Origin of the sequence: Zestomonas insulae (genome assembly GCF_016901015.1) — a bacterium.
In the GTDB taxonomy this organism is placed as follows: Bacteria; Pseudomonadota; Gammaproteobacteria; order Pseudomonadales; family Pseudomonadaceae; genus Aquipseudomonas; species Aquipseudomonas insulae.
Genome location: NZ_JAFEUP010000001.1, coordinates 1,080,967 through 1,105,060, shown reverse-complemented (window position 1 = coordinate 1,105,060; position 24,094 = coordinate 1,080,967). Strand labels below are relative to the sequence as shown.

Sequence of the window (24,094 nt, the reverse complement as noted above, 5' to 3'; positions counted from 1 at the left end):
CTTCACCGACGAGACGACCGGTCGCCTGGCCGGTATTCAGGAGACACGCATGACCGTAAAAGCCCTGTTCGAGCCCTTCCGCCTTGGCGCCCTGGAACTGCCGACCCGCGTGGTGATGGCCCCGATGACGCGCAATTTCTCGCCGAACGGCATTCCGCATGAAGGTGTGGTCGAGTACTACCGTCGCCGCGCCGCCGCCGGCGTCGGGCTGATCGTCACCGAGGGCACCACCGTCGGCCACAAGGCCGCCAACGGTTACGCCAACGTGCCGTATTTCCACGGTGAAGAAGCCCTGGCCGGCTGGAAGAAAGTGGTCGATGCAGTGCACGCCGAAGGCGGCAAGATTGTTCCGCAACTGTGGCACGTCGGCGCCGTACGCCGCCTCGGTGTCGAGCCGGATGCCAGCGTTCCCGGCTACGGCCCGAGCGGCAAGATCAAGGACGGCGTGGAAATCGTCCACGAGATGACCCAGCAGGACATCGATGAAGTGATCGCCGCCTTCGCCCAGGCCGCCAAGGACGCCAAGGCCATCGGCATGGACGGCGTGGAAATCCACGGCGCCCACGGCTACCTGATCGACCAGTTCTTCTGGGAAGGCAGCAACAAGCGTACCGACCAGTACGGCGGCGACCTGGCCAACCGTTCGCGCTTCGCCATCGAGCTGATCCAGGCCGTGCGCGCTGCGGTCGGCCCGGACTTCACCATCATCTTCCGCTTCTCGCAGTGGAAGCAGCAGGACTACACCGCGCGCCTGGTCACCACCCCGGAAGCCCTGGAAGCCTTCCTCAAGCCGCTGTCCGACGCCGGCGTGGACATCTTCCACTGCTCCAACCGCCGCTTCTGGGAGCCGGAATTCGACGGTTCTGACCTCAACCTGGCCGGCTGGACGCGCAAGTTGACCGGCAAGCCGACCATCACCGTGGGCAGCGTCGGCCTGTCCGGCAGCGAGTTCATGCAGTTCTTCGGCAAGACCGACGAAGTCGCTCAGCCGGCTGGCATCGAAGGCCTGCTCGAGCGTCTCAACAAACAGGAATTCGACCTGGTCGCGGTGGGCCGCGCGCTGATCGTCGATCCGGAGTGGGCGGCGAAGATTCGCGACGGCCGTGAGAGCGACATCCTGCCGTTCAGCCGCGACGCGCTGACCAGCCTGGCCTGATGACTTACCCCGGTGCGCGGTCTTTCCCCGCGCACCTCTCCCTCGCCCCGGTATCCCCGGGGCTTTTTTTTGCCGTCAGGATTGTTGTGCAGGGCCGGCGAGCGGTCCGCTGACGTGCTGGCAGGCCGCCTGCAGGAACGCCTCGAAGCGCTGCACGATCGCCGGCCAACCCTGCTGGCCGGCATGCTGGCGGGCGTTCAAGCGCACCCGGCGCAGCGCTTCGGCATCCTCCAGCAGCCAGTTGGCGGCTGCGCAGAAGCCCAGCTCATCGCCGGGGCTGGCCACCGCGCCGTTGTGCCCATGGCGGATGTGCTGCGCGGCGGCGGCCTGGTCATAGGCGACCACCGCCAGGCCCGAGGCCTGCGCCTCGATCACCACATTGCCGAAGGTTTCCGACAGGCTGGGGAACAGGAACAGGTCGCCGGAGGCGTAGTGCCGGCCGAGCTGTTCGGCGCGCTGCATGCCGCAGAACACCGCCTCGGGCAGGGCCTGCTGCAGCTCGTCGCGCTGCGGGCCGTCGCCGACCACCACCAGGCGTAGCTGGCGCTGCGGGTGAGCGGCCTGCAAGGCGCGGAAGCACGGGCCGAGCAGGCCGAGGTTCTTCTCCGGCGCCAGGCGGCCGACATGCAGCACCGCCAGGTCGTCGTCGCCGAGCCCCCAGCTGCGACGCAGCTCGGTGCAGCGCCGGGCCGGGTTGAACTGGCGGCCGTCGACGCCGTGCAGCAGCACTTCGACGCGGGTGAAACCGCGCCGCTCCAGCTCGATGCGCTGGCCGGCGCTCGGCGTCAGGGTGCGTTGCGCGCGGTTGTGGAACCAGCGCAAGTAGCCGCCAACCAGGCGCCCGAACAGGCCGAAGCCGTAGTGCGCGCAGTAGCGCGGAAAGTCAGTGTGGTAGCCGCTGATCACCGGGATCTGCAGGCGGCGCGCGGCGCGCAGCGCGGTCAGGCCGAGCGGGCCTTCGGTGGCGATGTACAGCACGTCCGGGCGATGCCGTTGCCAGCGGCGCAGCAGCTTGTGCAGCGACACCAGGCCGATCTGCAAGCCGGGGTAGCCGGGCACCGGCCAGGCGCGGGTCAGCAGCAGTTGCTCGGTGTTGGCCGCGCCACGTTCGTCGGCGCGCCGCGGGCGGACCACCTCGACGCAGTGGCCGCGCTGGCGCAGGCCTTCGCTGAGGTGCAGGAGGGTGTTGGCGACCCCGTTGATTTCCGGGGCGAAGGTTTCGCTGATCAGGGCGACGTGCAGGCTGGTCTGGTTCATGCCGCCAGTCTCGGTGCGCGTCGTGTAGCGCCTGTGTCGATTGGGTGACGCTTGCGTGACGGTCGACCGGCGCGGTGCGGCGGCGCAACTTTGCCTAGGCTCAAGGAACCGCCAACCGGATGACCCCGCCATGAGCGATGCGCTGGACGCCAGGCCTTCGGGCAACATCATCACCCTGTACCGCGACCTGTGGCGCTACGCGGCCGGCGTGCGCAAGCTGGTCGCCGCCGCCTTCGCCCTGTTGCTCGCCTCGCAGATCATCAAGCTGGCGGTGCCCTGGCTGACCGGCACGGCGATCAACACTCTGCAGCAGCAGGGCCTGAACGGCCTCGGCAGCGCCGGCGGCTGGCTGGCGCTGGTGTTCGCCGCGACCCTGGTCAGCTGGCTGCTGCACGGCCCCGGACGCGTGCTGGAGCGCAACGTCGCCCTCGAAGTGCGCCGACGCCTGTCGGCCGAACTGGTCGACAAGGTGTTCAGCCTGCCGCTGGCCTGGCACGAACAGCACCATTCCGGCGAGACCGCGCACCGCCTGCGGCAGTGCAGCAACGCGCTGTTCGACTTCGCCCAGAGCCAGTTCATCTACCTGCAGAACGCGGTGAAGCTGATCGGCCCGGTGATCGCCCTGTGGCTGATCGCGCCCTATGTCGGCATGGCCGCGGTGCTCGGCTATTGCGTGATCGCCCTGGTGATCACCCGTTTCGACCGGCGCATGATCGTCCTCGCCCACCGCGAGAATCAGACCGAGCGGCGCTACAGCGCGGCGCAGCTGGACGCGCTCGGCAACATCTTCTCGGTGTTCGCCCTGCGCCTGCACAAGGGCCTGGCGGCGCTGATCGAGCAGCGCCTGCTGGCCATCTACGAACCGCTGCGCGCCTCGATCGTGCTCAACGAATGGAAGTGGTGCAGCGTCGACGTGCTCAGCGTGGCGCTGAGTTGCGGCCTGGTGGCGCTGTACGCGCTGCTCGCCCTGCAAGGCGTGCACGAGATCGCCCTGATGTCCTCGGTGACCGCCACGCCGACCCTGCCGCTCGGCAACCTGTTCATGGTCTACCAGTACGCCGCCGAGGCCGGCGGGGTGATCACCGCCATCGCCGCGCACTTCCAGAGCTTCGCCCGCCAGCAGGCCGACTATGCCAGTGGCGATGCGATCCGCCACGCTGCCGACTCGCACCTGGACGACGAAACCTTCGCCGCCTCCCCGGCCTGGCAGACGTTGCAGCTCGCCGAACTGCGCTTCAGCCACCCGCGGGACCGCCGCGCGCATGGTGCCGGGTCGCTCGACACGCCGCCGCGGCCGAGCCTGAGCGTCGCCGCACTGCAGCTCGAACGCGGTAAACGCTACGCGCTGATCGGTGGCAGCGGCTCGGGGAAAAGTACCCTGCTGCGCCTGTTGTCCGGGTTGTACCTGGCCGAGCACATCGAGCTGCGCCTCGATCAGCAGGCGCCTCTCGCCTCGGCCACGGCCAGCTCGGCGCTGCTGCGCACCCTGGCCACGTTGATCCCCCAGGAGTCCGAGCTGTTCGAGGGCACGCTGGAGGAAAACCTGCTGATTGCCGAGCGGCGCACTGGCATCGCCACACCAGCCGATCTGCAGCAGGCCCTGGCGGTGGTGCGCGCCGACCGCCTCATCGACCACGCGGCCGGCCTGAGTACCCGCGTGGCCGAGCGCGGTGCCAACTGGTCAGGCGGTCAACGCCAGCGCCTGGCCCTGGCGCGCGGCGTGCTGGCGGCCAACAATTGCGGTCTGCTGCTGCTCGACGAGCCGACCGCCAGCCTCGACCCGGAAACCGAACAGGCGGTGTACGCCAATCTGTTCGCCGCGTTCCGCGGCAGCTGCGTGATCTCCTCGGTGCACCGCCTCAACCTGCTCGAGCAGTTCGACGAGGTGCTGCTGATGCAGGACGGCGAGCTGATCGCCCGTGGCCCGGTCGCCGCACTGCACGCCTCCTCGGCGGAGTTCCGCGCCTTGCGGGCGGCGCAGCACGCGCCGCAGTGAGCGACGCCGCGGTTAGCGGGCGTCGGCGAAGAACGCCAGCAGCGTCGCGCTGACCGCGCGCGCGCCGGTGGCAATCGCGGGCAGCTCGACGACGAAGCGCGAGGTGTGGTTCATCGCCGACGGCATCTGCTGCTTCTCGACCAGGTTCTTGTAGACGTCCGGCTTGCCCGAACCGACCTCGAGGAACAGCGTCGGGGTGTCCGGGTAGGGGCTGGCGAGCATGTGAAAATCCTCGGAGCCCATCAGCGGCGGCAGGCCCGGCAGCACCTTGTCGGCGCCCAGTTGCGCGGTCAGCACCGCCTGGGCCCGCTCGGTCTGCGCCTTGGCGTTGAACACCGGGGTGGAATAGCCCTTCATGGTGTACTTCGCCACGTAGCCGTCCGGCACATCGTTCATCAGCAGCACGCCGCTGGTGACCGACTTGATCCCGGCGATCAGTCGCTCGCGCACCTGCTGGTCGTACCAGCGCAGGTTGAGCTTGAGCAGCGCGCGATCGGGAATCACGTTGTTGTTCACCCCGGCCTGCACGGCGCCGACGGTGAGCACGGCCGGCTTGGACTGGTCGACCATGCGGCTGACCACGGTCTGGTAACCCATCACTGCCATCGCCGCCATCACCACCGGGTCCTTGGTCACGTGCGGCGTCGAGCCATGGCCACCGATGCCCGGCAGTTCGACGTCGATCTGGTCGGTGCCGGCCAGCCGGGGTCCCTCGCGCAGGCCGACGCTGCCGGCCGGGAAGATCGGCGAGACGTGCGCGGCGATCAGCACGTCGGGTTTCGGGGCGAACTTGTAGAGGCCGTCGTTGACCATTGCCGTGGCGCCTTCGAGGATCTCCTCGGCCGGCTGGGCGACCAGCACCAGGGTGCCGGACCACTGGTCCCTGAGCTGCGCCATGACCTTGGCCACTTCCAGCAGCCAGGTGGTGTGCGCGTCGTGGCCGCAGGCGTGCATCACCGGCTGGCTGGGGTTGTTCAGCCAGGCGGTGACCTTGCTGCTCTGGTAGGGCAGGCCGGTCTCTTCCTTGATCGGCAGGGCGTCCATGTCGGCGCGGTACATCAGCACCGGCCCCGGGCCGTTGCGCAGGATGCCGACCACCCCGGTGGTGCCGATCGCGCTCTTCACCTCGAAGCCCTGCTCGCGCAGTGCGCTGGCCACCCGTGCGGCGGTCTCGGTCTCCTGGAAAGCCATTTCCGGATTGCGGTGCAGCGCCTTGAACACCTCGATGAGCTGCGCCTCGTCCTGTTGCACGATCTGGTCGACGCGCGCGTTCGGCGTGTCGTTGGCGGCCTGGACGGAGCCGGCGCAGAGGGCGAGGGCAAGGGCGCTGAGCAGGGGACGGCTGAGCATGGGGGCGATCCTTGTCTGATTGTTGTGCTGGCCAGTCTGCAAAGGCTGGGGTGCAAGCGTCCAATGCAAAAGTTATGAGGTATTGATGCATTGGCAGACTTAATTGACCTCAAGCGTATCCACCACCTGGTGCTGCTTGGCGAGGAACTGCACTTCTCCCGCGCCGCGGAGCGCGCCAACCTGTCGCAGACCGCCTTCAGCCGCAGCATTCAGGCGCTGGAGGCGGAGCTGGGCGTACGCCTGTTCGATCGCGACACCCGCTCGGTGGCGCTGACCGCCGCCGGCCGCCAGTTGCTGGCGCGCGGTCGCGAACTGCTCGGCAGCGCCAGCCGCTTGAGCGCCGAGGCGCTGCATATCGCCCAGGGCGAGGGCGGCGAACTGAATTTCGGCGCCAGCATGATGGCCGCCGACCTGTACCTGCCGGAGGCGCTGATCAGCCTGCGCCAGCGCGTGCCGCGACTGACCGTCAAGGTCGAGGTCAACCACTGGCATCACCTGCTGCCATTGCTCGAGCAGGAGCGCATCGAGTTCATCGTCGCCTACACCCAGGAGCCGCTCAGCGATGCGCGCTTGGCGGTCACCGCGCTGCCGCCGCAGCCGGCCTCGATCTTCTGTCGCCGCGAGCACCCGCTGGCGCAGCAGACCACGCCGATCCAGCGCCTGCAGCTGGCTGACTATCCGTGGAGTTCGGTACGCGCCGCCGATACCACCCCGGCGCGGCTGCGCGCCGGCCTGGACTTGCCGGCCGGCACGCCGGTGGATTTGGCGCTGACCTGCAACGACCTCAACCTGCTGCGCGCGACCACCCTGGCCAGCGACGCGCTGCTGTTCACCTGGCGCGCCTGGCTGACGGCGGACTTGTACAGCGGCGCGCTGCTCGACCTGGCCGAGCGCGTCACCCCGGCGCTGGCGCCACTGAGCATCGGTTGCTGGATCGTCAGCCACGCCGGCCGCACCCTGTCGCCGATCGCCCGGCAGGCCATCGAACTGATCCAGGCCAGCGCCGAGCGCCAGGCGGCGCCGCCCGACGCGCTATCCTGAGCACGGCCCGCGACGAAGAGGAATGCCATGCAAGCCATACGCGAATTTCCGGTGGAAGCCGGCCTGGATGCCGAGCGGTTGCTGCTCGACCAGGCGCACGCCGCTCAGCACGACTGCGCGCTGCTGCTCTGGCGGCCCACCGAGCAGGCGTTGGTGATGCCGCGCAAGTTCAGCCGCCTGCCCGGTTTCGCCGAGGCGGCGGCGCAGTGTGCCGAGCGCGGTTGGCCGGTGGCGCTGCGCGATACCGGTGGCGAGCCGGTACCGCAATCGCCGGCGGTGCTCAACGTCGCCCTGGTGTATGCCGTGCCGCCGCACGAACCCGATCTGACCCGCCTGGAGACCGCCTACCTGCGCCTCTGCCAGCCGTTCTGTGCCTGGCTTGCCGCCCAGGGCCTGCAGCCGGGGCTCGGCGCGGTGGAGGGGGCGTTCTGCGACGGCCGTTACAACATCACGCTGGAGGGCCGCAAACTGGTCGGCACCGCGCAGCGCTGGCGACGCCGACCGAGCGATGGTCGTTACGTGACCCTGGCCCACGGCGCGGCGCTGATGGGCAACCAGCGCGAGGCGATGGTCGAGCTGGTCAATGCCTTCTATGCCGGCTGCGGGCTGGATGAGCGCTGCCGGTCAGCCAGCCATATCGGCCTGGCCGAGTGCCTGGAAGAGCCGTGGGTGGCCGTCGATGAGCTGCCGACGTTATACCGGCAGACCCTGGCTGAAGTGGGTCTGGCGCTGCCGCTGCCGTAACGCAAGGCTTTTTCAGTATTTGATATCTCGCGCCCTTTCCCGGCCTTGCTGCTTGGTTTGCCTCTTGTCTTGCCGACACCCGGCATTGCTCTGCATGTCGGCCGCGCGGCAATCCTGTTTGGTCTGACGTGCGTCCTGACGTGTTTCCTGGCGAACGTCTCGCGCCTCGCGGCGATTTTCAGCGCGCTGAGTGGCCGCCCAGGATATGTCCACCGAGGCCAGCAGAAGGGCTGCAAAAATGCAGGCAAGAATCCGCGACGCTTTCATGATCTGACCTCCAAATGAGCGGGTGCCGAAGCTCAGAGTACAGTCGATTTTCCTTGCGCCTGCTGCCCACCGGACGTCGGTCGCGAGTGGTCTATTGCCGGCGGCTCGGCAGTGGGGCGATGGTGTCCGCCTATGGTTCAGTCTGGTCAGCGCTTCACGCTTTTGGGGTACTTGGTTGCAGCGCCTTGTCACCTTCTTCGCGCACCCCGACAAGACAGCGGCTGAGTAGTTGCAGAGATATACGATAATCCATATATTCGGATTTTCGTATATTGTTTTTGAGCTTCCTGCTATGACCCCCACTGCCTTGTTCAAGTGTCTGTCCGATGAAACTCGGGTGCGCGCCGCGCTGTTGATTGCCCGGGAAGGCGAGCTGTGCGTCTGTGAGCTGGTCTGCGCGCTGGGCGACAGCCAGCCGAAGATCTCCCGGCACCTGGCGCAGCTGCGCGCCTGCGGCCTGCTGCTGGATCGACGCCAGGGCCAGTGGGTCTATTACCAGCTCAATCCGCAACTGGCCCCTTGGGTCCACGAGGTCCTCAAGGCAACGCTGGCGGCGAACGCCGAGTGGCTTGAGCAGAACCGCACTCGACTCGCGCAGATGGGCGACCGCCCCGTGCGCGCGGCCACCTACTGCTAGACCCGGAGCGCACCCGAACCACCATGCTGATCGCCGTCGCCATCTTCCTGTTCACCATCACCCTGGTCATCTGGCAGCCCAAGGGTCTTGGCGTCGGCTGGAGCGCCGCCCTGGGCGCGGTCCTCGCCCTGCTGGCGGGCGTCGTCACCTGGGCCGACATTCCCACCGTGTGGGCGATCGTGTGGAACGCCACGGCGACCTTCATCGCGGTGATCATCATCAGCCTGCTGCTCGATGAGGCGGGGTTCTTCGAATGGGCCGCACTGCACGTGGCGCGCTGGGCGAAAGGCCGGGGCAGCCGCCTGTTCGCCTTCACCGTGCTGCTCGGCGCGGCGGTTGCGGCCGTGTTTGCCAACGATGGCGCGGCCCTGATCCTGACCCCCATCGTGGTCTCCATGCTGGTCGCCTTGCGCTTCTCGGCGGCCTCGACCCTGGCCTTCGTCATGGCCGCCGGTTTCATCGCCGACACCGCCAGCCTGCCGCTGGTGGTCTCCAACCTGGTGAACATCGTCTCGGCCGACTACTTCGACCTGGGCTTCAGCGAATACGCCGCGGTGATGGTCCCGGTCAACCTGGTCAGCGTCGCCGCGACCCTGGTCGCCCTCTGGTGGTTCTTCCGCCGTGACGTCCCGGCGACCTACGACCTGGCGTCGCTGAAAGACCCGCGCCTGGCGATCCGTGACCGCGCGGCGTTCCGCGTCGGCTGGTGCGTGCTGGTCGCGCTGCTGCTCGGGCTGTTCGCCCTGGAGCCGCTGGGCATTCCGATCAGCGCCGTGGCAGCCGCCTGCGCCGCGGTGCTGTTCGCGGTCGCCGCCCGCGGCCACGTCATCTCCACCCGCCGGGTGCTGCGTGACGCCCCGTGGCAGGTGGTGGTGTTCTCGCTGGGCATGTACCTGGTGGTCTACGGCCTGAGGAATGAAGGCCTCACCGACTACCTGACCGCCGCGCTGAACCACCTGGCCGGTTACGGCGTGTGGGGCGCAGCGCTGGGCACCGGCTTCCTCACCGCGGCGCTGTCCTCGGTGATGAACAACATGCCCACCGTCCTGGTCGGCGCCCTGTCGATCCAGGCCTCCGACGCGACCGGCGTGGTGCGCGAGGCGATGGTCTACGCCAACGTCATCGGCTGCGACCTGGGTCCGAAAATCACCCCGATCGGCAGCCTGGCCACGCTGCTCTGGCTGCATGTCCTGGACCGCAAGGGCATCCATGTGACCTGGGGCTATTACTTCAAGGTCGGCATCGTCCTGACCCTGCCCGTGCTGTTTGTCACCCTGTCCGCCCTGGCCATCCGCCTGGGCTTCTGATCCCGCCAGCCAGCGGAGGAGTCCCCGTGAAAGTCCTGTTCATGTGCACGGCCAACAGCTGCCGCAGCATCCTTTCCGAAGCGCTGTTCAACCATCTGGCCCCTTCGAGCTTCGAAGCGGTCAGCGCCGGCAGCTTCCCCAAGGGCCAGGTGCTGCCGCGCACGCTGGTGACGCTGCAGGAGGCCGGTATCTCGATCGCCGGGCTGGCCAGCAAGGGCAACGATGCGTTCGAAGGCAACCCGCCCGACATCGTCATCACCGTCTGCGACAAGGCCGCTGGCGAGGCCTGCCCGGTCTACTTCGGCCCCGTCCTGAAAGCCCATTGGGGGTTGGCAGACCCCTCCGACGTGCAGGGCGACGATGCGGCGATCACCGCCGCCTTCCACGCCACCCTGGCGCGCATCGAGCTGCGCTGCCGGGCCTTCCTGGCGCTGCCCTTCGAGCGGCTCAGTCGCGACGAGCTGAAGCAGGAACTCGACCGCATCGGCACCCTGTAGCCGGGCCGATGCCTCGGTCGCAGGTGTGCCTTGAGTGAGGTGTGCCTGGCTACTTCACCAGCGTCTTGTCACCGCCTTCGCGCACCCAGAACAGCGTGGCGCCGGCCACCGCCGCCGGCATCGCCAGCAGGTTGACCACCGGGATCAGCAGCGCCAGGTAGGTGATGCCGCCGAAGCCGAGGCTCTGCCAGCGCTTCTCGCGCAGCCAGGCGAGCATCTCGTTCCAGCCGAGCTTGTGGTTGTCTGCCGGGTAGTCGATGTACTGCACGGCCATCATCCACACGCCGAACAGCAGCCACAGCGGCGCGGCGATCAGGTTCACCCCGGGGATCAGCGAGAGCACGAACAGGCCGAGCGCGCGCGGCAGGAAGTACGCCAGCTTGCGCATCTCGCGGCCGACCGTGCGCGGGATCATCGCCATCAGCTCGCCCCAGCTGAACGCCGGGAAGTCGTCCTGGCCGCGCACCACCACCTCGACCTTCTCGGCGAGGAAGCCGTTGAACGGTGCGGCGATGATGTTGGCGAGCATGGTGAAGGTGAAGAACACCATGAGCAGTACCAGCACCACGAACAGCGGCCAGAGGAGGTAGCTGAGGAAGCTCAGCCAGTCCGGCAGGCTCGGCATCAGGTGATCGACCCAGGTGCTGAAGCCCTCCACGGCGAAGCCGATCAGCGCGGCGAACAGCAGCACGTTGACCGTCAAAGGCAGCAGCACGAACAGCCGCAGGCCGGGGCTGAGCACCAGTTTCAGGCCTTCGCGCAGGTATTGCGGACCGGACAGGACGGGGGCAGACATGGTTTCTCCTCGGGTGGAATCGCGCCGACCATACCGGCTTTGCCACGGCGGGCAAAGCGCCGGGCTGCGATCAAATGTTTCCTGCCGGCGCCTGGTCGGCGCGGTACACGCTGGCCTGATTGCGCCCGGCCTGCTTGGCCTGGTACATGGCGCTGTCGGCGGCCTTGAGCAGCGCCTCGGCGTTGTCGGCGTGCTCGGGGAAGAGGGCGATGCCGATGCTCTGGGTGACGAAGTCGATACGCTTGCCGTGCACCTCGATCGGCGTGTTGAGCACGAACAGCAGACGCTGAGCGAGCTTCTCCGCCGCCTCGCGGCTGGTGCCGGGCAGCAGCATGATGAATTCGTCGCCGCCGATCCGGTAGAAGCGGTCCGGCTGGCGCAGGGTCTGGCGCAGGCGCTCGCTGATGGTGGTCAGCAGGGCGTCGCCAACGTCGTGGCCGAAGCGGTCGTTGACCGTCTTGAAGTGGTCCAGGTCGATGAACAGCAGGGCCAGCGAGCTCTGCTGGCGGCTGGCCGACTCCAGGGCGGCGCGCAGCTGCTCGTCGAGCGCCTTGCGATTGCCGAGGCCGGTCAACGGGTCGCGGTAGGCCATATCGCGCAGCTGGTTCTGGTAGGCGACCTGGTCGCTGATGTCGCGCAGGATGCCGCGGAAGCCGATCAGCTCGCCATTCGCCCCGCGGCTCAGCGAGAAGCGCGTTTCCAGGTACACCAGGCTGCCGTCGCGGCGGTGCAGCGGGGCGGTGAACGACGAGGTGCCCTGGTCGCTGAGCGCCTGCAGCATCTGCACCTCGGCGCGGGCGACATCCTCGGCGCTGAGCACGTCGCGGAATGACCGGTCGATCAGCTCCTCGGCCTTGTAGCCAAGCTGCTTGAGCAGCGCGCGATTGACGCTGGTGATGCGGCCCTGGGCGTCGATCTCGAAGTAGCCGTCGCTGATGCTGTCGAGGATCACCCGGTCGCGCGCCTCGCTCTGCGCCAGGCGTTCGAGCATCAGGTTGAGTTCGCCGGCCAGTTGCCCGAGTTCGTCGTGGCCGTGGTCGCTCAGGCGTGGCAGTGGGGTGTCGCCGCTGATTCCGGAGACTTCGCGGTGCAGGCGCTGGATGCGGCTCAGCACCCAGTGCTCGAGACCCAGGTAGACCAGCAGGATCGCCACCAGAGCGACCGCGATGGCCAGACGCAGGAACACGCCGATCGACGCCTTGCCCTGCGCGTACACCTCGCGCGGTCGAGTGATCTGCAGACGCAGCTGCGGTTCGTTGCGCACGTCGCTGAGCAGCAGCTCGATGCGGTTCTGCTGCTCGTTGAGCAGTTGCCGCGGGCCGATGCTGACGTGCTGCAGGCCCGGATGGATGGCATCGGCCAGCGGCCGCCAGGGGCCGGGGTGGTCGCGCTCGACCGGCAGTACGCGCAGCCGGCCGTTGACCTGCTCGTTCAGCTCGCCCATGCGCTGCAGATCGAGGAAGCGCCCGGCCAGCACGTTGCCCAGCGGTACGGCGGTGCCCTGGTTGTTGCTGATCGGACTGGCGATCAGCATCAGCGGGATGCCTTGTACCAGCACGAACTGGCCGGTGGCTTGGTTGACGTTGTCGTGGTGGGCGAGCAGGCCGAGTGCGCCGCTGCGCGCGATGATGGCCTGGCGCAGGCTGGCCAGGTCGCTGGCGGCCGGCGCGGTGATCTTGAACAGCTCTGGCATGTCCGGTGGTACCCACTGTTCACCGATCACCTGGCCGTCGACGTCGAAGTAGATGAGGAAGTCGAAGTCGAGGGTGATCAGCGAGTCGGGGTCCAGGTTGCGTCGGGCGAACTTCTCGCGGGCGATGCCCTGCGCGTAGTCGTAGCTGTCGTCCCACCAGGCGTAGCTGCGCAGGATGTCGAGGTTGCGGGTCAGCGCGTTTTCGAGGCTGAAGGCGAGGATGCGTGCCTCGTTGCTCAGCAGCAGTTCGTCCTGGGCATCGAAGCGGCTGAGTAGCAGGTGGCGGGACAGGCTGTTGACGATCAGCAGGGTCAGCACTACCAGCGGAATGAACAGCCACAGCAGGCGCTTGCGCAGGGTCAGCGGCGGTAGTCGCGGTGTGCGCATGCGCTCAGGCCCGAGCCAGTGGTCGGGCAGCGCGGTCGACCGAGCGGCGCGCTGACGGGCGGGTGCGGTCGTGCATCAGCTTCTCCCTGTGGGCCGGTGCGCTCTTGATCTGCGACAAGTTGTCCGCGGTGGGTGCGGGCAGAATGCCTATAACGCCCGGCCGTTCGAGTATAGACAGCGACCGCCGCTGCTATTTCCTGGAATAGCGATTGGCTATGGCCGGCATTGGAATTGGAAACTTCCGCCCCCGCCACGGGCTGGGTAACGTGGCGGCCATCCACGGTTGCGGGACCGCACCGTTCTACGAGCCTTCCCCTGTGCTAGGTGCGGTCCCTTTTTCTTTGCAGGAGTTTGTCATGTCTGATGTGCGCCACGCCAAGGTGATCATTCTCGGCTCCGGCCCCGCCGGTTACAGCGCCGCGGTGTACGCCGCCCGCGCCAACCTCAAACCGCTGCTGATCACCGGCCTGCAGGCCGGTGGCCAGCTGACCACCACCACCGAGGTCGACAACTGGCCGGGCGACCCGCACGGCCTGACCGGCCCGGCGCTGATGGAGCGCATGCAGGCACACGCCGAGCGCTTCGAGACGGAAGTGGTGTTCGACCACATCAACGCCGTCGACCTGGCCGGCCAACCGCTGATCTTGCGCGGCGATAGCGGCACCTACAGCTGCGACGCGCTGATCATCGCCACTGGTGCCAGTGCGCGCTACCTCGGCCTGCCGTCCGAAGAGGCGTTCATGGGCAAGGGCGTGTCGGCTTGCGCCACCTGCGACGGCTTCTTCTACCGCAACCGCGAAGTGGCGGTGGTCGGTGGCGGCAATACCGCGGTGGAAGAGGCGCTGTACCTGGCCAACATCGCCAGCAAGGTGACCCTGGTGCACCGCCGCGAGAGCTTCCGCGCCGAGAAGATTCTCCAGGACAAGCTGCAGGCGCGGGTCGCCGAAGGCAAGATCGTGCTCAAGCTCAACGCCGAGGTCGATGAAGTGCTCGGCGATGCAATGGGCGTCACCGGCGTGCGCCTCAAGCAGCGCGACGGTGGCCATGAGGAGCTGAAGGTCGACGGGCTGTTCGTCGCCATCGGCCATACGCCGAACACCAGCCTGTTCGAGGGCCAGCTGACCCTGCGCGACGGCTACCTAGTGGTCAACGGTGGCCGCGAGGGCAACGCCACGGCGACCAACGTGCCGGGCGTGTTTGCCGCCGGCGACGTCGCCGATTCGGTGTACCGCCAGGCGATCACCTCGGCCGGTGCCGGCTGCATGGCCGCGCTGGACGCCGAGCGCTACCTCGACGGCCATTGAGGCATCGCGTTCTGCCGAAGCCCCGCCCCCTGCGGGGCTTTTTGTTGGGCGCGGTCAGACCCAGGGGCTGACCTGCAGGGTGCGCACGCTCATGCGCTGGTACTGCTCGCGGGCATCGATGAGCAGCGCGTCGGGGTCGACCGTCAGCTCGCGCGGCGGTTTGCCTTCGGCTTCGCAGCGGTACAGGGTGTGGTCGCTCTGCTGGCGCAGGCACAGGTAGCGTTGCTGGCGCGCTTCGACCTTGAGGCTGAGCATGTCGATCCAGGCCACCTGCAGCGCCGCACTTTGCCCGGTCTCCAGGGCGCAGCGCTGCAAGGCCGGAGTGTGGGTGAACGGCGAGGCGGAGAGCATCACCTGCTGGCAGTCACCGAGGTCGTTGCGCGGCTCGCCATTGAGCAGCCAGCGGCCGCGGATGTCGCGCTCGAGGATCAGGCTGCGCTGGCCGTGGTTGTCGACCTGCAGCCACAGGCGGCGGAACCGCCAGCGCGGGTCGCAATTGAGCACGTAGGTGGCGGCGATGCTGTGGCCGCGCAGGTTCTGGATCAGGTGGCTGCTGGCGTGAATGCCGCCGGCGTCATGCTTGAGGCGCAGGTTTTCCACGCCGGGATTGCTCCACGGCTTCCATGTCAGGTGTTGCTGCATCCGGACGACTCCATGTCGAGGCGGATCGCCTGGGAGGACCGGCGCGCTGCGCCGGCTGCCTTCCTGGCATCCCATTTCCATTCCTGGGCGCAGGATAAGCAGCTTTGACGGGGCTGTCTGTCAGCCATTGCCGACAGTTGCGCAAGTTATTGCCGAACTTGCGCAACTCTTGCAGGGCTGTGGCTCAGGCCTGGCGTTGCAGCGACGGCTGCGCGAAGCGCACGCCGCCGAGACCGGTGGCCATCAATGCGCGGATGTTGCCGTGGTCGCTGCCGTCCGGTGTGGCGAGCACGCTGCGGTAGTGCTCGCCGAAGGCGCGCAGGGTTTCTTCCAGACTCAGCTCTTCCAGCAGGGCCAGGCCGAGGGTCTTGCACGAGCCTTCGTTCTGCCCGGCGGCATTCTCCACGCCACCGTTGACGAAGGCGCTGGGCTGGTAGTCGTAGTGCGCGGCGATGAACGCCAGGGTGTCGGCGAACAGGTGCTGGTCGCTGCGCAAGCTGGCGCGGAAGTCGTTCAACGCACTCATGCCTTGTGCCCCTTGTCGAAGGTGGCCTGCTGCTCGGCGCTGGCTTCCTTCTGGTACTTGGCCTTCCAGTCGGCGTAGGGCATCCCGTACACCTCCTCGCGGGCCTGCTCCAGGCTGACCTCCAGGCCGGCGTCGTCGGCGGCGGCCTTGTACCACTTGGACAGGCAATTGCGGCAGAAACCGGCGAGGTTCATCAGGTCGATGTTCTGCACATCGCTGCGGCCACGCAGGTGCAGGACCAGTTGGCGGAAGGCGGCGGCTTCGAGTTCGAGTTGTTGCTGTTCGGTCATGACAATGCACTCCGTTGGACAAGAGTGGTGGGGGAGAGCGGATGCGCTGCCGGGGCGGCGTCGACCGGCAGGCCGGTCACCGCTTCGCGGGCCTTGCGGCACTCCTGGCGGAATTCTTCGTTGTAGGCCTGCTGACTGAGGCGGTAGTTGCCTTCGTCGGCCATCAGGCCCTTGATCAGGTTGAACAGTTTGTCGCGCTCTTCCAGCTCGTGGTAGCCGTATTTCAGGCCGATGAAGTCGGAGAACGCCACGTTGAGGATCATCAGCGCCAACCACTTGCGCTGGATCGCCTCATCGCTGGGCAGCTCGGCGCCCGGTGACAGGATGCTCTCCGCCTGGCGCAGCAGCACCGGCTTGTCGAGCAGGCCGAGGTCGATCTGGATCCACGAGTCGCGCCCGGCCTTGATGTAGTCGAGCGTGGCCTTCTGCTTCTGCGAGCGATAGAGGATGACCGGAATCACGATGCTTGCCACCCCGGTGAGGATGGTTGAAGCGAACGTGGCGATGTCCATTACCTGTTTGAAATCCATGGTCGGTCCGTGTGTGGGTGATCAGTTCTTGCGCAGGTGGCGGCCGCCGTTGATGACGATGTTGCTGCCGGTGCTGTAGTCCGAGTCGAGCAGGTAGAGCACCGCCTTGATCAGCGGCTCGGCGCCTGGCTCGAAGCTCAGCAGGGCCTTCTGCAGGGCCTTGGCCTGGTACGCCTGGTCGCCGTCCTCCTTGAAGATCAGCAGGCCCGGGGAGATCGCGTTGACGTGCACGGCCGGCGCGTACATCGCGGCGAACGACAGGGTCATGTTCTGCAGCGCGGCCTTGGTCGCGGCGTAGGCGACATGGCCCTTGCTGCCGCGCGACGAGCTTTCGTCGCAGATGTGGATGATGTCGGCCTTGGCGCCGTTCTGAAGCAGCTCGCCGAGTTCGAAGTTCAGGTGGTAGGGCGCTTCCACGTGAATCTTGAACATGGTGGTGAGGTTGTCGAGGTCGTCGTCCAGCCACAGCGAGGCGTTGTGGATGATGCCGCGCAACGCCGTGTAGCGACCGCGCACGAAGGCGATCAGCGCCTCTCGGTCGGCGGTGCTGCGCAGGTCGGCCTGGAAGTGGCTGATGCGTGGGTGTTGCGAAGTGGCCGGTGAGCGGTTCACGGCGAGGACGTCGAAGCCTGACTCGGCCAGGCGTTCGGCGAGTTGCTGACCGACACGCTTGTTGGTGCCGGTAATCAAGATCGGACTGGTCATACGTGCTCGAGCGGTTGCGGAAACTGGGCGGCCGGTTGGGGCGCGGCGGGGCGCGCTGGCTCAAGGCCCGGCGCAGCCGACTGGCGGCAAGCGCGCCCGTGCGGACCGCGCCACGTTACCGCAGTCCGCCGTCCGGCACAAAACCACAGGATAAGGTGCGCTGGGATCAGCGCGACTCGGCTTCGTGACCGTGCAGCTGCTGGTGCTGCTCGAGGATGAAGCTGCGCAGCCGCTCGCTGTGGCGGGTCTTGCGCAGGCTCTGGCGGTAGGCGGTCAGCCCCTCGCCGGCCTTGCGGGCGAGAATGCCCTGCAGGGCGATCGGTTGCCGGCCGGGGATCGGCAGCCATAGGCTGAAGCGCTTGGGCACCGGCTGGCCGCGCACTTCGACCAGCATGCCGCTTTGCGACACCGCGTGCAGCCAGATGAGGCTCGGTTCGCCGTGCTCGTCGACCAGGTTGACCGGCGGATCGAGCGGCAGGCGCCAGGGCCGGTCGGCCGAGGTCTGCTCGACGATGGTCGGCGTGCCGAGCTGCAGGTGCAGGGCGTGGAATTCGTCCTCGATCACATGCAGGGGAAAGGTGATGCGCTGGCTGTCGATGTGCGCTTCGATGGTCAGTTGCTCATGCGCGGCGAGGCGGGCGAGCAATTCCTTGGCCTGTTTGCCGCCCTCGAGCAGCAGCCCGACGGGCAGGGGGTCGGGTTTCTGGTTGTCTTGCAGGCTGCGAAGGAAGTCCAACTCTTCCTGAGTCAGTATCGAATCGTCTTGCATCTATCCAGCTCGCGAAGGTGGGACCGCTATGACCACCGACGCGACGATTCGTCACCCGGCGATCGGTGGCTTCCATTCCCTGTCCGGCCATTGCTGCGGCCGTGCAAGACCTGAGCATGACTCGCTGTCAGAGCGGGATCGGCCGGATGCGTCGCTTGCCGGGGCCTCGACTGCGCCGTTCGCAAGGGAACACCGATGCTCGATCGCCTTGCCTGGCACTGGCACGCGAGTTCCTCAACAGATTCTCACAGGTTAGCCGATCAGCACAGGGGAACGGCAGCGGGTTGTGCAAAAAATGCGCAGGCCAATCGGGGCGATCGATGGTGGCGGCGCTTGCGGCATAATGCGCGGCCTCTTCACTCAGCTTTCGGGAGCGTTTCATGAAAGTGGTCATCCTCTCCGGTTCGGTCTACGGCACCGCCGAAGAAGTCGCCCGTCACGCCGATCGCCTGCTCAAGGCCGCCGGCCTGGACGCCTGGCACAACCCGCGGGCAAGCCTCGAGGAGATTCTCGCCTTCGCGCCGCAGGCCTTCCTGGCGGTCACCTCGACCACCGGCATGGGCGAGCTGCCGGACAGCCTGCAGCCGCTGTATTTCGCCATCCGCGATCGCTGCCCGGCGTGGAACGGCCTGCCTGGCGCAGTGATCGGCCTGGGCGATTCCAGCTACGGCGACACCTACTGCGGTGGCGGCGAGCTGGTGCGCGAGTTGTTCGCCGAACTGGGTATCCGCGAAGTGCAGGACATGCTGCGCCTCGACGCCAGCGAAACGGTGACCCCGGAAACCGACGCAGAGCCGTGGCTCGCCGACTTCGTGCAGGCGCTGAAGGGCTGATGGACGCGCGCGCCGCGGAACTGATTCGCAGCCTCGAACTCACCGCGCACCCGGAGGGTGGCTATTACCGGCGCACCTTCCAGGCGGCGCAGACGGTCGGCGGCCGGCGCACCTCCAGCGCGATCCTCTACCTGCTGCCGGGTGGCGTGCACGGACGCTGGCATGCGGTGGACGCCGACGAGCTGTGGCATTTCTACGAAGGCGCGCCGCTCGAGCTGCTGATCGCCGAGACGCCGGACGCGGTGCTCCACGAGCGCCTCGGCCCGGTCTGTGCCGACCAGCTGCCTCAGCGCGCGGTGCCGGCGCACGCCTGGCAGGCGGCACGCAGCCTGGGCGCCTTCACCCTGGTCGGCTGCACTGTGGCGCCGGAGTTCCAGTTCTCCAGCTTCCGCCTGCTCGGCGACGATGCCGCGGCGCAGCGTCAGTGGCCGCAGTTGGTCGACCAGTACGGCGCGTTTCTCTAGCTGCCCGGCAGCAGCGGGCGTTCCTTGAGCAGCTCCAGCCAGGCCTGCGCCGCGCGCGACAGGTAGGCGCCGTTGCGCCAGATGAAGGCAATGTCCCAGCGCAGGTCCGGCTCGCGCAACGTCTGGCAGACCACCCCGGGGCGCAGCAGCTTGCGGGCCACCACGCGTGGCAGCAGCACCACGCCCTGACCGGCCGCCACCAGCGCGACGAGGAAGTCCGCCTGGCCGCTGCGCCCCGCCTCGCGGGGGATGAAGCCGGCCTGGCGGCAGGCCTGCAGCAGGCGGTCGTTGAGGATGAAACTCTGTTGATAGAGCAGGAACGGCGTATCGGCCAGCTGGGCGAGGGCGACGTCCGCCTGGCCGGCCAGCGGATGGTCGGCGGGCAGCAGCACCTCCAGCGGCTCGTTGCAGAACGGCTGCGCGGCGAAGGCCGGATCGTCGCGGGTCAGGCTGCCGCCCAATTCCAGCTCGCCGCTCAGCACCAGCGCCTCGATGCTCTTGCTGCCGCCTTCCTGCAGGTGCACGACGATGTTCGGGTAGCGCCGCCGGTACTCGGCGAACAGCTCGGTGAACAGCGCATCGCTGCCGATCAGCGGCAGGCCGAGGCGCAGTTCGCCGCGGGTCAGCTGGCTGAGGTCGTCGAGCTCATGGTGCAGCTCGCCCTGCAGGCGCAGCAGCTCCTCGGCGCGGCGCAGCACCACGGTGCCGGCATCGGTCAGGCGAATCTGCGGGCCCTGCCGTTCCAGCAACTGCACGCCGAGGCGCTGCTCGAGCTGCGCGACCTGCTTGCTCACCGCCGACTGGCTGGCATTCAGGCCCTTGGCGGCCTGGGTGAAACCGCCGTGATGAACCACGGCGACGAAGCTGCGCAGTTGTTTGAATTCCATTTTGGAATGGCCTGTAGTCGAACAATTCGCTTTTGGGATGATAGCCGCCGGCGTAGCCTCACACCATCTGGAATGAGGGTTGCCGCCATGTATCGCACCTCGCTGCGCTTCGTCCGCCTGTGTACCGAACTGGCCGTGCTAATCGGCCTGTACAGCGTCGGCTGCGGGCTGGCCGCCTGGCTCGGCTGGCCGATTCCCGGTGGCGTGTTCGGCCTCGCCCTGTTGCTGCTGGCGTTCGCCAGCGGCTGGCTGCGTCCGGCGGCGCTGAAGCTCGGTGCCGGCCTGCTGCTCGCCGAGATGCTGCTGTTCTTCATTCCAGCGGTGATGAGCCTGCTCGACTATGGCGCACTGCTGCGCAGCGAAGGCTGGCGGATTCTGCTGGTGATCGGCGTCAGCACCTTGCTGGTGATGCTCAGCACCGCGCTGGCGGTGGAGTGGGTGTGCCGCTGGAACGCGCGCCATGAACATTGATCTGCAGGACTGGTTCTGGCTGGCGCTGACCCTCGGCGTCTATGTCCTCAGTCGCTGGCTGTACCGGCGCAGTGGCCGCTACCTGCTGTCGCCGCTGCTGCTGGTGCCGGCGGTGCTGCTCGCCGTGGCCGTCCCGCTGCACATCCACTATGCCGACTACGCCGGGCTGACCCACTGGCTGGTGGCGCTGCTCGGCCCGGCCACCGTGGCCTTCGCGGTGCCGATCTGGCAGCAGCGCGGCATGCTCGCCCGCCATTGGCCGGCGTTGCTGGTTGGCATGCTGGTCGGCAGCGCGGTGGCGATCGGCAGTTCCTGGACGCTGGCCAATCTGCTGGCGCTCGACGACAGCGTGCGTCTGTCGCTGCTGCCGCGCTCGATCAGCACGCCATTCGCCATGCCGCTGGCCGCTGACCTCGGTGGCGTGCCGGGGCTGACCGCGGTGTTCGTGCTGATCACCGGGGTGCTCGGTGCCGCGCTCGGCGGCGTGCTGTTGAAGTGGCTGCCGCTGCGCAGCAGCCTGGCCCGCGGCGCGCTGTTCGGCGTCGGTGCGCACGGCGCCGGCGCCAGTCGCGCCCACGAAATCGGCCATGAGGAAGGCTCGGTCGCCGGCCTGGTGATGGTGCTGATGGGCCTGCTCAATCTGCTCGCCGCGCCGTTGCTCGCCCAGTTGATCTGACTCGCAGGGCCAGCGCGCTGGCCGCCAAGGCAACTACCAGGAGCGGCGCCGCTCGCTAGACTCAAACGACAACCACCCGCACAACTACAACACCGAGGTGAATGCCGTGACCGCTGTCCATGCTCTGCCCGCCGTCAAAGACCAGGTTTCCGCTGCCGAGTGGCAAACCCGCGTCGACCTCGCCGCCTGCTACCGACTGATCGCCCACTACGGCTGGGACGATCTGATCTTCACCCACATCTCGGCGAAGATTCCCGGCACCGAAGAGTTCCTGATCAACCCGTTCGGCATGATGTTCCATGAGATCACCGCCTCGAGCCTGGTGAAGATCGACCTGGCCGGCAAGAAGCTGATGGACAGCCCGTACGACATCAACCCGGCCGGCTACACCATCCACAGCGCGGTGCACGAGGTGCGCCACGAGGTGGCCTGCGTGCTGCACATCCACACCGCCGCCGGCATCGCCGTGTCGGCGCAGAAGCAGGGCTTGCTGCCGCTGTCGCAGCAATCGCTGTTCGTGCTCTCCAGCCTGGCGTACCACGGCTACGAGGGCGTGGCGCTCAACCACGACGAGAAGGCCCGCCTGCAGGCCGACCTCGGCGACAAGAACTTCATGATTCTGCCCAACCACGGCCTGCTCACTGCGGCGAACACCATCGCCGACGCCTTCCTGATGATGTTCACCCTGCAGCGCGCCTGCGAAGTGCAGGTGATGGCGCAGAGCGGCGGGGTCGAGTTGATCCACATTCCGCAGCCGATTCTCGATGGCGCCCGCGCCATGGCCGCCGGCGTGACCAAGAGCAAGCAGGGCATGGGCGGCATGCTCGCCTGGCCGGCCATGCTGCGCCTGCTCGACCAGCGCAATCCCGGCTACGCCAGCTGATGCCGCTGGCCGGCATCGCCCTGGGCGCCTGGCGCGCCCGGGGGCACGATTTCGTCTTCCGTGGGCAGACCATTCGTTACTGGACGGCGGGCGAGGGCGCGCCGCTGCTGCTGATTCACGGCTTTCCCACTGCCAGCTGGGACTGGCACTACCTGTGGGCGCCACTGGCGCAGCGCTACCAGCTGATCGCCTGCGACCTGCTCGGCTTCGGTGATTCGGCCAAGCCGCGCGGCCACGACTACCGCCTGCTCGAACAGGCCGACCTGCAGCAGGCGCTGCTGGCGCACCTGGGCATCGACGCGGCGGTGCACGTGCTGGCCCACGATTACGGCGACAGCGTCGCCCAGGAACTGCTGGCGCGTCATGAAGACGGGCGTTTCCGCATGGCCAGTTGCGTGTTCCTGAATGGCGGTCTGTTCCCGGAAACCCACCATCCTGTGCTCGCCCAGAAGCTGCTGCTGAGTCCGCTCGGCGCGCTGTTCGGCCGGCTGTTCGGCCGCGCCAAGCTGGAAGCCAACTTCGCCAAGGTGTTCGGTCCGGCGACCCAGGCCAGCGCCGCCGAGCTGGATGACTTCTGGACCCTGATTGCCCACAACGACGGTCCGGCGGTGATGCACCGGCTGATCCGTTACATGCCCGAGCGCCGCCAGCAGCGCGACCGCTGGGTGGCGGCGATGCAGGCGACCCGGGTGCCGCTGCGGGTGATCGACGGCGCGATCGACCCGATCTCCGGCGCGCACATGGTGGCGCGCTACCGCGAGCTGATCCCGCAGCCCGACACCGTGTTGCTCGAGGGCATCGGCCATTACCCGCAGGTCGAGGCGCCGGAGGCGGTCCTTGAGCACTACCTGGCGTTCCGCGAGCGCCTGGAGTAGCGGGAGAGGGCGAGCTGCCCGCCGCCATCGCGCAGCGTTATTGGCTGCCATTCAGCAGCCAGTCACTTGCTTGTGGGGGCGCTGAGGCTGGCGGACACTCGGCCATCTTTTTCATCTGTCCCAGGAGTTGCTGCATGAGTGAAGCCATCCGCTTTGAAGACAAAGTCGTCATCGTCACCGGTGCCGGCGGCGGCCTGGGCCGTGCCCATGCGCTGCTGTTCGCCAAGCATGGCGCCAAAGTGGTGGTCAACGACCTCGGCGGCAGCACCCACGGCGAAGGCGCCAACGCCTCGGCGGCGGACAAGGTGGTCGCGGAAATCCGTGCCGCTGGTGGTACCGCGGTGGCCAACCATGACTCGGTGACCGACGGCGAGAAGATCGTGCAGAACGCCCTGGACGCCTTCGGCCGCGTCGACGTGGTGGTCAACAACGCCGGCATCCTGCGCGACAAGACCTTCGCCAAGATGGAAGACACCGATTGGGACCTGGTCTACAAGGTCCACGTCGAAGGGGCCTACAAGGTTACCCACGCCGCCTGGCCGCACCTGCGCGAACAGAACTTCGGCCGGGTGATCTTCACCGCGTCGACCTCCGGTATCTACGGCAACTTCGGCCAGTCCAACTACGGCATGGCCAAGCTCGGCCTGTACGGCCTGACCCGTACCCTGGCCATCGAAGGCCGCAAGAACAACATCTTCGTCAACGCCATCGCCCCCACCGGCGGCACGCGCATGACCGAAGGGCTGATTCCGCCGGCAGTGTTCGAGCAGCTCAAGCCGGAACTGGTCAGCCCGCTGGTGGTGTACCTCGGCAGCGCGGCCTGTGAGGAAACCGGCGGCCTGTTCGAGGTCGGCGGCGGCTGGGTTGGCAAGGTGCGCTGGGAGCGCAGCAACGGCGTGGGCTTCAACCCGCTGCAGGGCTTCAGCCCGGAAGACGTGGCTGCCAGCTGGGCACAGATCGGCAACTTCGAAGGCGCCAGCCACCCCGCTGACACCAGCCAGGCCCTGGGCGCGATGCTCACCAACCTGCAGAAGTACGTGAAGCTCGGCTGATCGCCCAGCGCACCGCGAAAAGGCCGGCTCTTTAGCCGGCCTTTTTGTTTTATGGTGGC

At 67.6% G+C, this 24,094-nt stretch carries 27 protein-coding genes; 15 read left to right on the top strand and 12 right to left on the bottom strand.

The annotated features are described in order from the left end of the window. Positions 1-49: 49 nt before the first annotated feature. A complete protein-coding gene (locus tag JQX08_RS05315; RefSeq protein ID WP_204915200.1) occupies positions 50-1,156 on the top strand; it encodes an NADH:flavin oxidoreductase in 1,107 nt (368 codons plus the stop codon). Positions 1,157-1,231: 75 nt separating this feature from the next. Here JQX08_RS05315 and JQX08_RS05310 read toward each other — a convergent pair whose 3' ends face one another. Next, positions 1,232-2,413 carry a glycosyltransferase family 4 protein gene (locus JQX08_RS05310; protein ID WP_204915199.1) on the bottom strand — a complete coding sequence of 394 codons (1,182 nt, stop codon included), beginning with the start codon at positions 2,411-2,413 and terminating at the stop codon, positions 1,232-1,234. Between the two features lie 130 nt (positions 2,414-2,543). Between JQX08_RS05310 and JQX08_RS05305 the strand changes: the two genes are divergently transcribed. Further along, a complete protein-coding gene (locus tag JQX08_RS05305; protein ID WP_204915198.1) occupies positions 2,544-4,409 on the top strand; it encodes an ATP-binding cassette domain-containing protein in 1,866 nt (621 codons plus the stop codon). 12 nt (positions 4,410-4,421) lie between these two features. On the opposite strand, the gene JQX08_RS05300 is transcribed toward JQX08_RS05305, so the two are convergent. Then, entirely contained in the window at positions 4,422-5,759 is a 1,338-nt protein-coding gene (locus JQX08_RS05300) for an amidohydrolase (RefSeq protein WP_204915197.1), read from the bottom strand. A 90-nt stretch (positions 5,760-5,849) separates the two neighbouring features. On the opposite strand from JQX08_RS05300, the gene JQX08_RS05295 reads away from it, so the two are divergent. After that, entirely contained in the window at positions 5,850-6,800 is a 951-nt protein-coding gene (locus JQX08_RS05295; protein ID WP_204915196.1) for a LysR family transcriptional regulator, read from the top strand. A gap of 27 nt (positions 6,801-6,827) precedes the next feature. Beyond that, complete coding sequence (locus JQX08_RS05290) at positions 6,828-7,544, top strand: lipoate--protein ligase family protein (protein WP_204915195.1); 717 nt, start codon at positions 6,828-6,830, stop codon at positions 7,542-7,544. A gap of 12 nt (positions 7,545-7,556) precedes the next feature. Here the strand turns inward: JQX08_RS05290 and JQX08_RS05285 are convergent, their stop codons facing one another. Next, the gene (locus JQX08_RS05285; protein ID WP_204915194.1) at positions 7,557-7,811 is read right to left on the bottom strand and encodes a hypothetical protein; all 255 of its coding nucleotides are present in this window, start codon (positions 7,809-7,811) and stop codon (positions 7,557-7,559) included. Positions 7,812-8,103: 292 nt separating this feature from the next. Here JQX08_RS05285 and JQX08_RS05280 point away from each other — a divergent pair, with 292 nt between their 5' ends. Genes JQX08_RS05280 through JQX08_RS05270 form a run of 3 tightly spaced genes read left to right on the top strand, consistent with a single transcriptional unit; the run spans position 8,104 to position 10,252 of the window. Continuing rightward, entirely contained in the window at positions 8,104-8,448 is a 345-nt protein-coding gene (locus tag JQX08_RS05280; protein ID WP_204915193.1) for a metalloregulator ArsR/SmtB family transcription factor, read from the top strand. Between the two features lie 23 nt (positions 8,449-8,471). Continuing rightward, positions 8,472-9,755 carry an arsenic transporter gene (locus JQX08_RS05275; protein WP_204915192.1) on the top strand — a complete coding sequence of 428 codons (1,284 nt, stop codon included), beginning with the start codon at positions 8,472-8,474 and terminating at the stop codon, positions 9,753-9,755. Positions 9,756-9,781: 26 nt separating this feature from the next. Then, complete coding sequence (locus JQX08_RS05270) at positions 9,782-10,252, top strand: arsenate reductase/protein-tyrosine-phosphatase family protein (protein ID WP_204915191.1); 471 nt, start codon at positions 9,782-9,784, stop codon at positions 10,250-10,252. A 49-nt stretch (positions 10,253-10,301) separates the two neighbouring features. Here the strand turns inward: JQX08_RS05270 and cysZ are convergent, their stop codons facing one another. Together cysZ and JQX08_RS05260 are read right to left on the bottom strand one after the other, a co-directional pair. After that, positions 10,302-11,048 (bottom strand): sulfate transporter CysZ, encoded by a 747-nt coding sequence (gene cysZ / locus JQX08_RS05265; protein WP_204915190.1) that lies wholly within the window; start codon positions 11,046-11,048, stop codon positions 10,302-10,304. Positions 11,049-11,118: 70 nt separating this feature from the next. Then, entirely contained in the window at positions 11,119-13,128 is a 2,010-nt protein-coding gene (locus JQX08_RS05260; RefSeq protein ID WP_239481966.1) for a sensor domain-containing diguanylate cyclase, read from the bottom strand. A 356-nt stretch (positions 13,129-13,484) separates the two neighbouring features. On the opposite strand from JQX08_RS05260, the gene trxB reads away from it, so the two are divergent. Continuing rightward, on the top strand, positions 13,485-14,432 hold the full coding sequence (gene trxB / locus JQX08_RS05255; protein WP_204915189.1) for a thioredoxin-disulfide reductase: 948 nt from the start codon (positions 13,485-13,487) through the stop codon (positions 14,430-14,432). Between the two features lie 54 nt (positions 14,433-14,486). Here trxB and JQX08_RS05250 read toward each other — a convergent pair whose 3' ends face one another. The 6 genes from JQX08_RS05250 to JQX08_RS05225 all read right to left on the bottom strand — a co-directional run bounded on the left by JQX08_RS05250 (position 14,487) and on the right by JQX08_RS05225 (position 17,894). Then, positions 14,487-15,074, bottom strand: a complete 588-nt coding sequence (locus JQX08_RS05250; protein WP_204915188.1) for a putative glycolipid-binding domain-containing protein — start codon at positions 15,072-15,074, stop codon at positions 14,487-14,489. A gap of 184 nt (positions 15,075-15,258) precedes the next feature. Then, complete coding sequence (locus tag JQX08_RS05245; protein ID WP_204915187.1) at positions 15,259-15,600, bottom strand: HopJ type III effector protein; 342 nt, start codon at positions 15,598-15,600, stop codon at positions 15,259-15,261. Next, entirely contained in the window at positions 15,597-15,890 is a 294-nt protein-coding gene (locus tag JQX08_RS05240) for a DUF1244 domain-containing protein (RefSeq protein WP_204915186.1), read from the bottom strand. The genes JQX08_RS05245 and JQX08_RS05240 overlap by 4 nt, the downstream gene beginning before the upstream one ends. Beyond that, on the bottom strand, positions 15,887-16,420 hold the full coding sequence (locus tag JQX08_RS05235) for a hypothetical protein (RefSeq protein WP_204915185.1): 534 nt from the start codon (positions 16,418-16,420) through the stop codon (positions 15,887-15,889). The genes JQX08_RS05240 and JQX08_RS05235 overlap by 4 nt, the downstream gene beginning before the upstream one ends. A gap of 21 nt (positions 16,421-16,441) precedes the next feature. After that, positions 16,442-17,125, bottom strand: coding sequence for a dihydromonapterin reductase (gene folM, locus JQX08_RS05230; RefSeq protein ID WP_204915184.1), 684 nt, complete (start codon positions 17,123-17,125; stop codon positions 16,442-16,444). A gap of 166 nt (positions 17,126-17,291) precedes the next feature. Then, positions 17,292-17,894 carry a hypothetical protein gene (locus JQX08_RS05225; RefSeq protein WP_204915183.1) on the bottom strand — a complete coding sequence of 201 codons (603 nt, stop codon included), beginning with the start codon at positions 17,892-17,894 and terminating at the stop codon, positions 17,292-17,294. A 380-nt stretch (positions 17,895-18,274) separates the two neighbouring features. Here JQX08_RS05225 and JQX08_RS05220 point away from each other — a divergent pair, with 380 nt between their 5' ends. Beyond that, positions 18,275-18,727, top strand: a complete 453-nt coding sequence (locus tag JQX08_RS05220) for a flavodoxin (RefSeq protein ID WP_204915182.1) — start codon at positions 18,275-18,277, stop codon at positions 18,725-18,727. After that, entirely contained in the window at positions 18,727-19,191 is a 465-nt protein-coding gene (locus JQX08_RS05215; protein WP_204915181.1) for a cupin domain-containing protein, read from the top strand. The genes JQX08_RS05220 and JQX08_RS05215 overlap by 1 nt, the downstream gene beginning before the upstream one ends. Here the strand turns inward: JQX08_RS05215 and JQX08_RS05210 are convergent. Beyond that, complete coding sequence (locus tag JQX08_RS05210; RefSeq protein ID WP_204915180.1) at positions 19,188-20,078, bottom strand: LysR family transcriptional regulator; 891 nt, start codon at positions 20,076-20,078, stop codon at positions 19,188-19,190. The genes JQX08_RS05215 and JQX08_RS05210 overlap by 4 nt on opposite strands. 87 nt (positions 20,079-20,165) lie before the next feature. On the opposite strand from JQX08_RS05210, the gene JQX08_RS05205 reads away from it, so the two are divergent. The 5 genes from JQX08_RS05205 to JQX08_RS05185 all read left to right on the top strand — a co-directional run bounded on the left by JQX08_RS05205 (position 20,166) and on the right by JQX08_RS05185 (position 24,035). Further along, positions 20,166-20,549, top strand: a complete 384-nt coding sequence (locus JQX08_RS05205) for a CidA/LrgA family protein (RefSeq protein ID WP_204915179.1) — start codon at positions 20,166-20,168, stop codon at positions 20,547-20,549. After that, positions 20,539-21,225, top strand: a complete 687-nt coding sequence (locus tag JQX08_RS05200) for an LrgB family protein (RefSeq protein WP_204915178.1) — start codon at positions 20,539-20,541, stop codon at positions 21,223-21,225. Before JQX08_RS05205 ends, JQX08_RS05200 begins: the two co-directional genes overlap by 11 nt. 106 nt (positions 21,226-21,331) lie before the next feature. Continuing rightward, positions 21,332-22,108, top strand: a complete 777-nt coding sequence (locus JQX08_RS05195; RefSeq protein WP_204915177.1) for a class II aldolase/adducin family protein — start codon at positions 21,332-21,334, stop codon at positions 22,106-22,108. Beyond that, positions 22,108-22,983, top strand: a complete 876-nt coding sequence (locus JQX08_RS05190) for an alpha/beta fold hydrolase (protein WP_204915176.1) — start codon at positions 22,108-22,110, stop codon at positions 22,981-22,983. The genes JQX08_RS05195 and JQX08_RS05190 overlap by 1 nt, the downstream gene beginning before the upstream one ends. Before the next feature lie 134 nt (positions 22,984-23,117). After that, complete coding sequence (locus JQX08_RS05185) at positions 23,118-24,035, top strand: SDR family oxidoreductase (RefSeq protein WP_204915175.1); 918 nt, start codon at positions 23,118-23,120, stop codon at positions 24,033-24,035. Positions 24,036-24,094 lie beyond the last annotated feature (59 nt).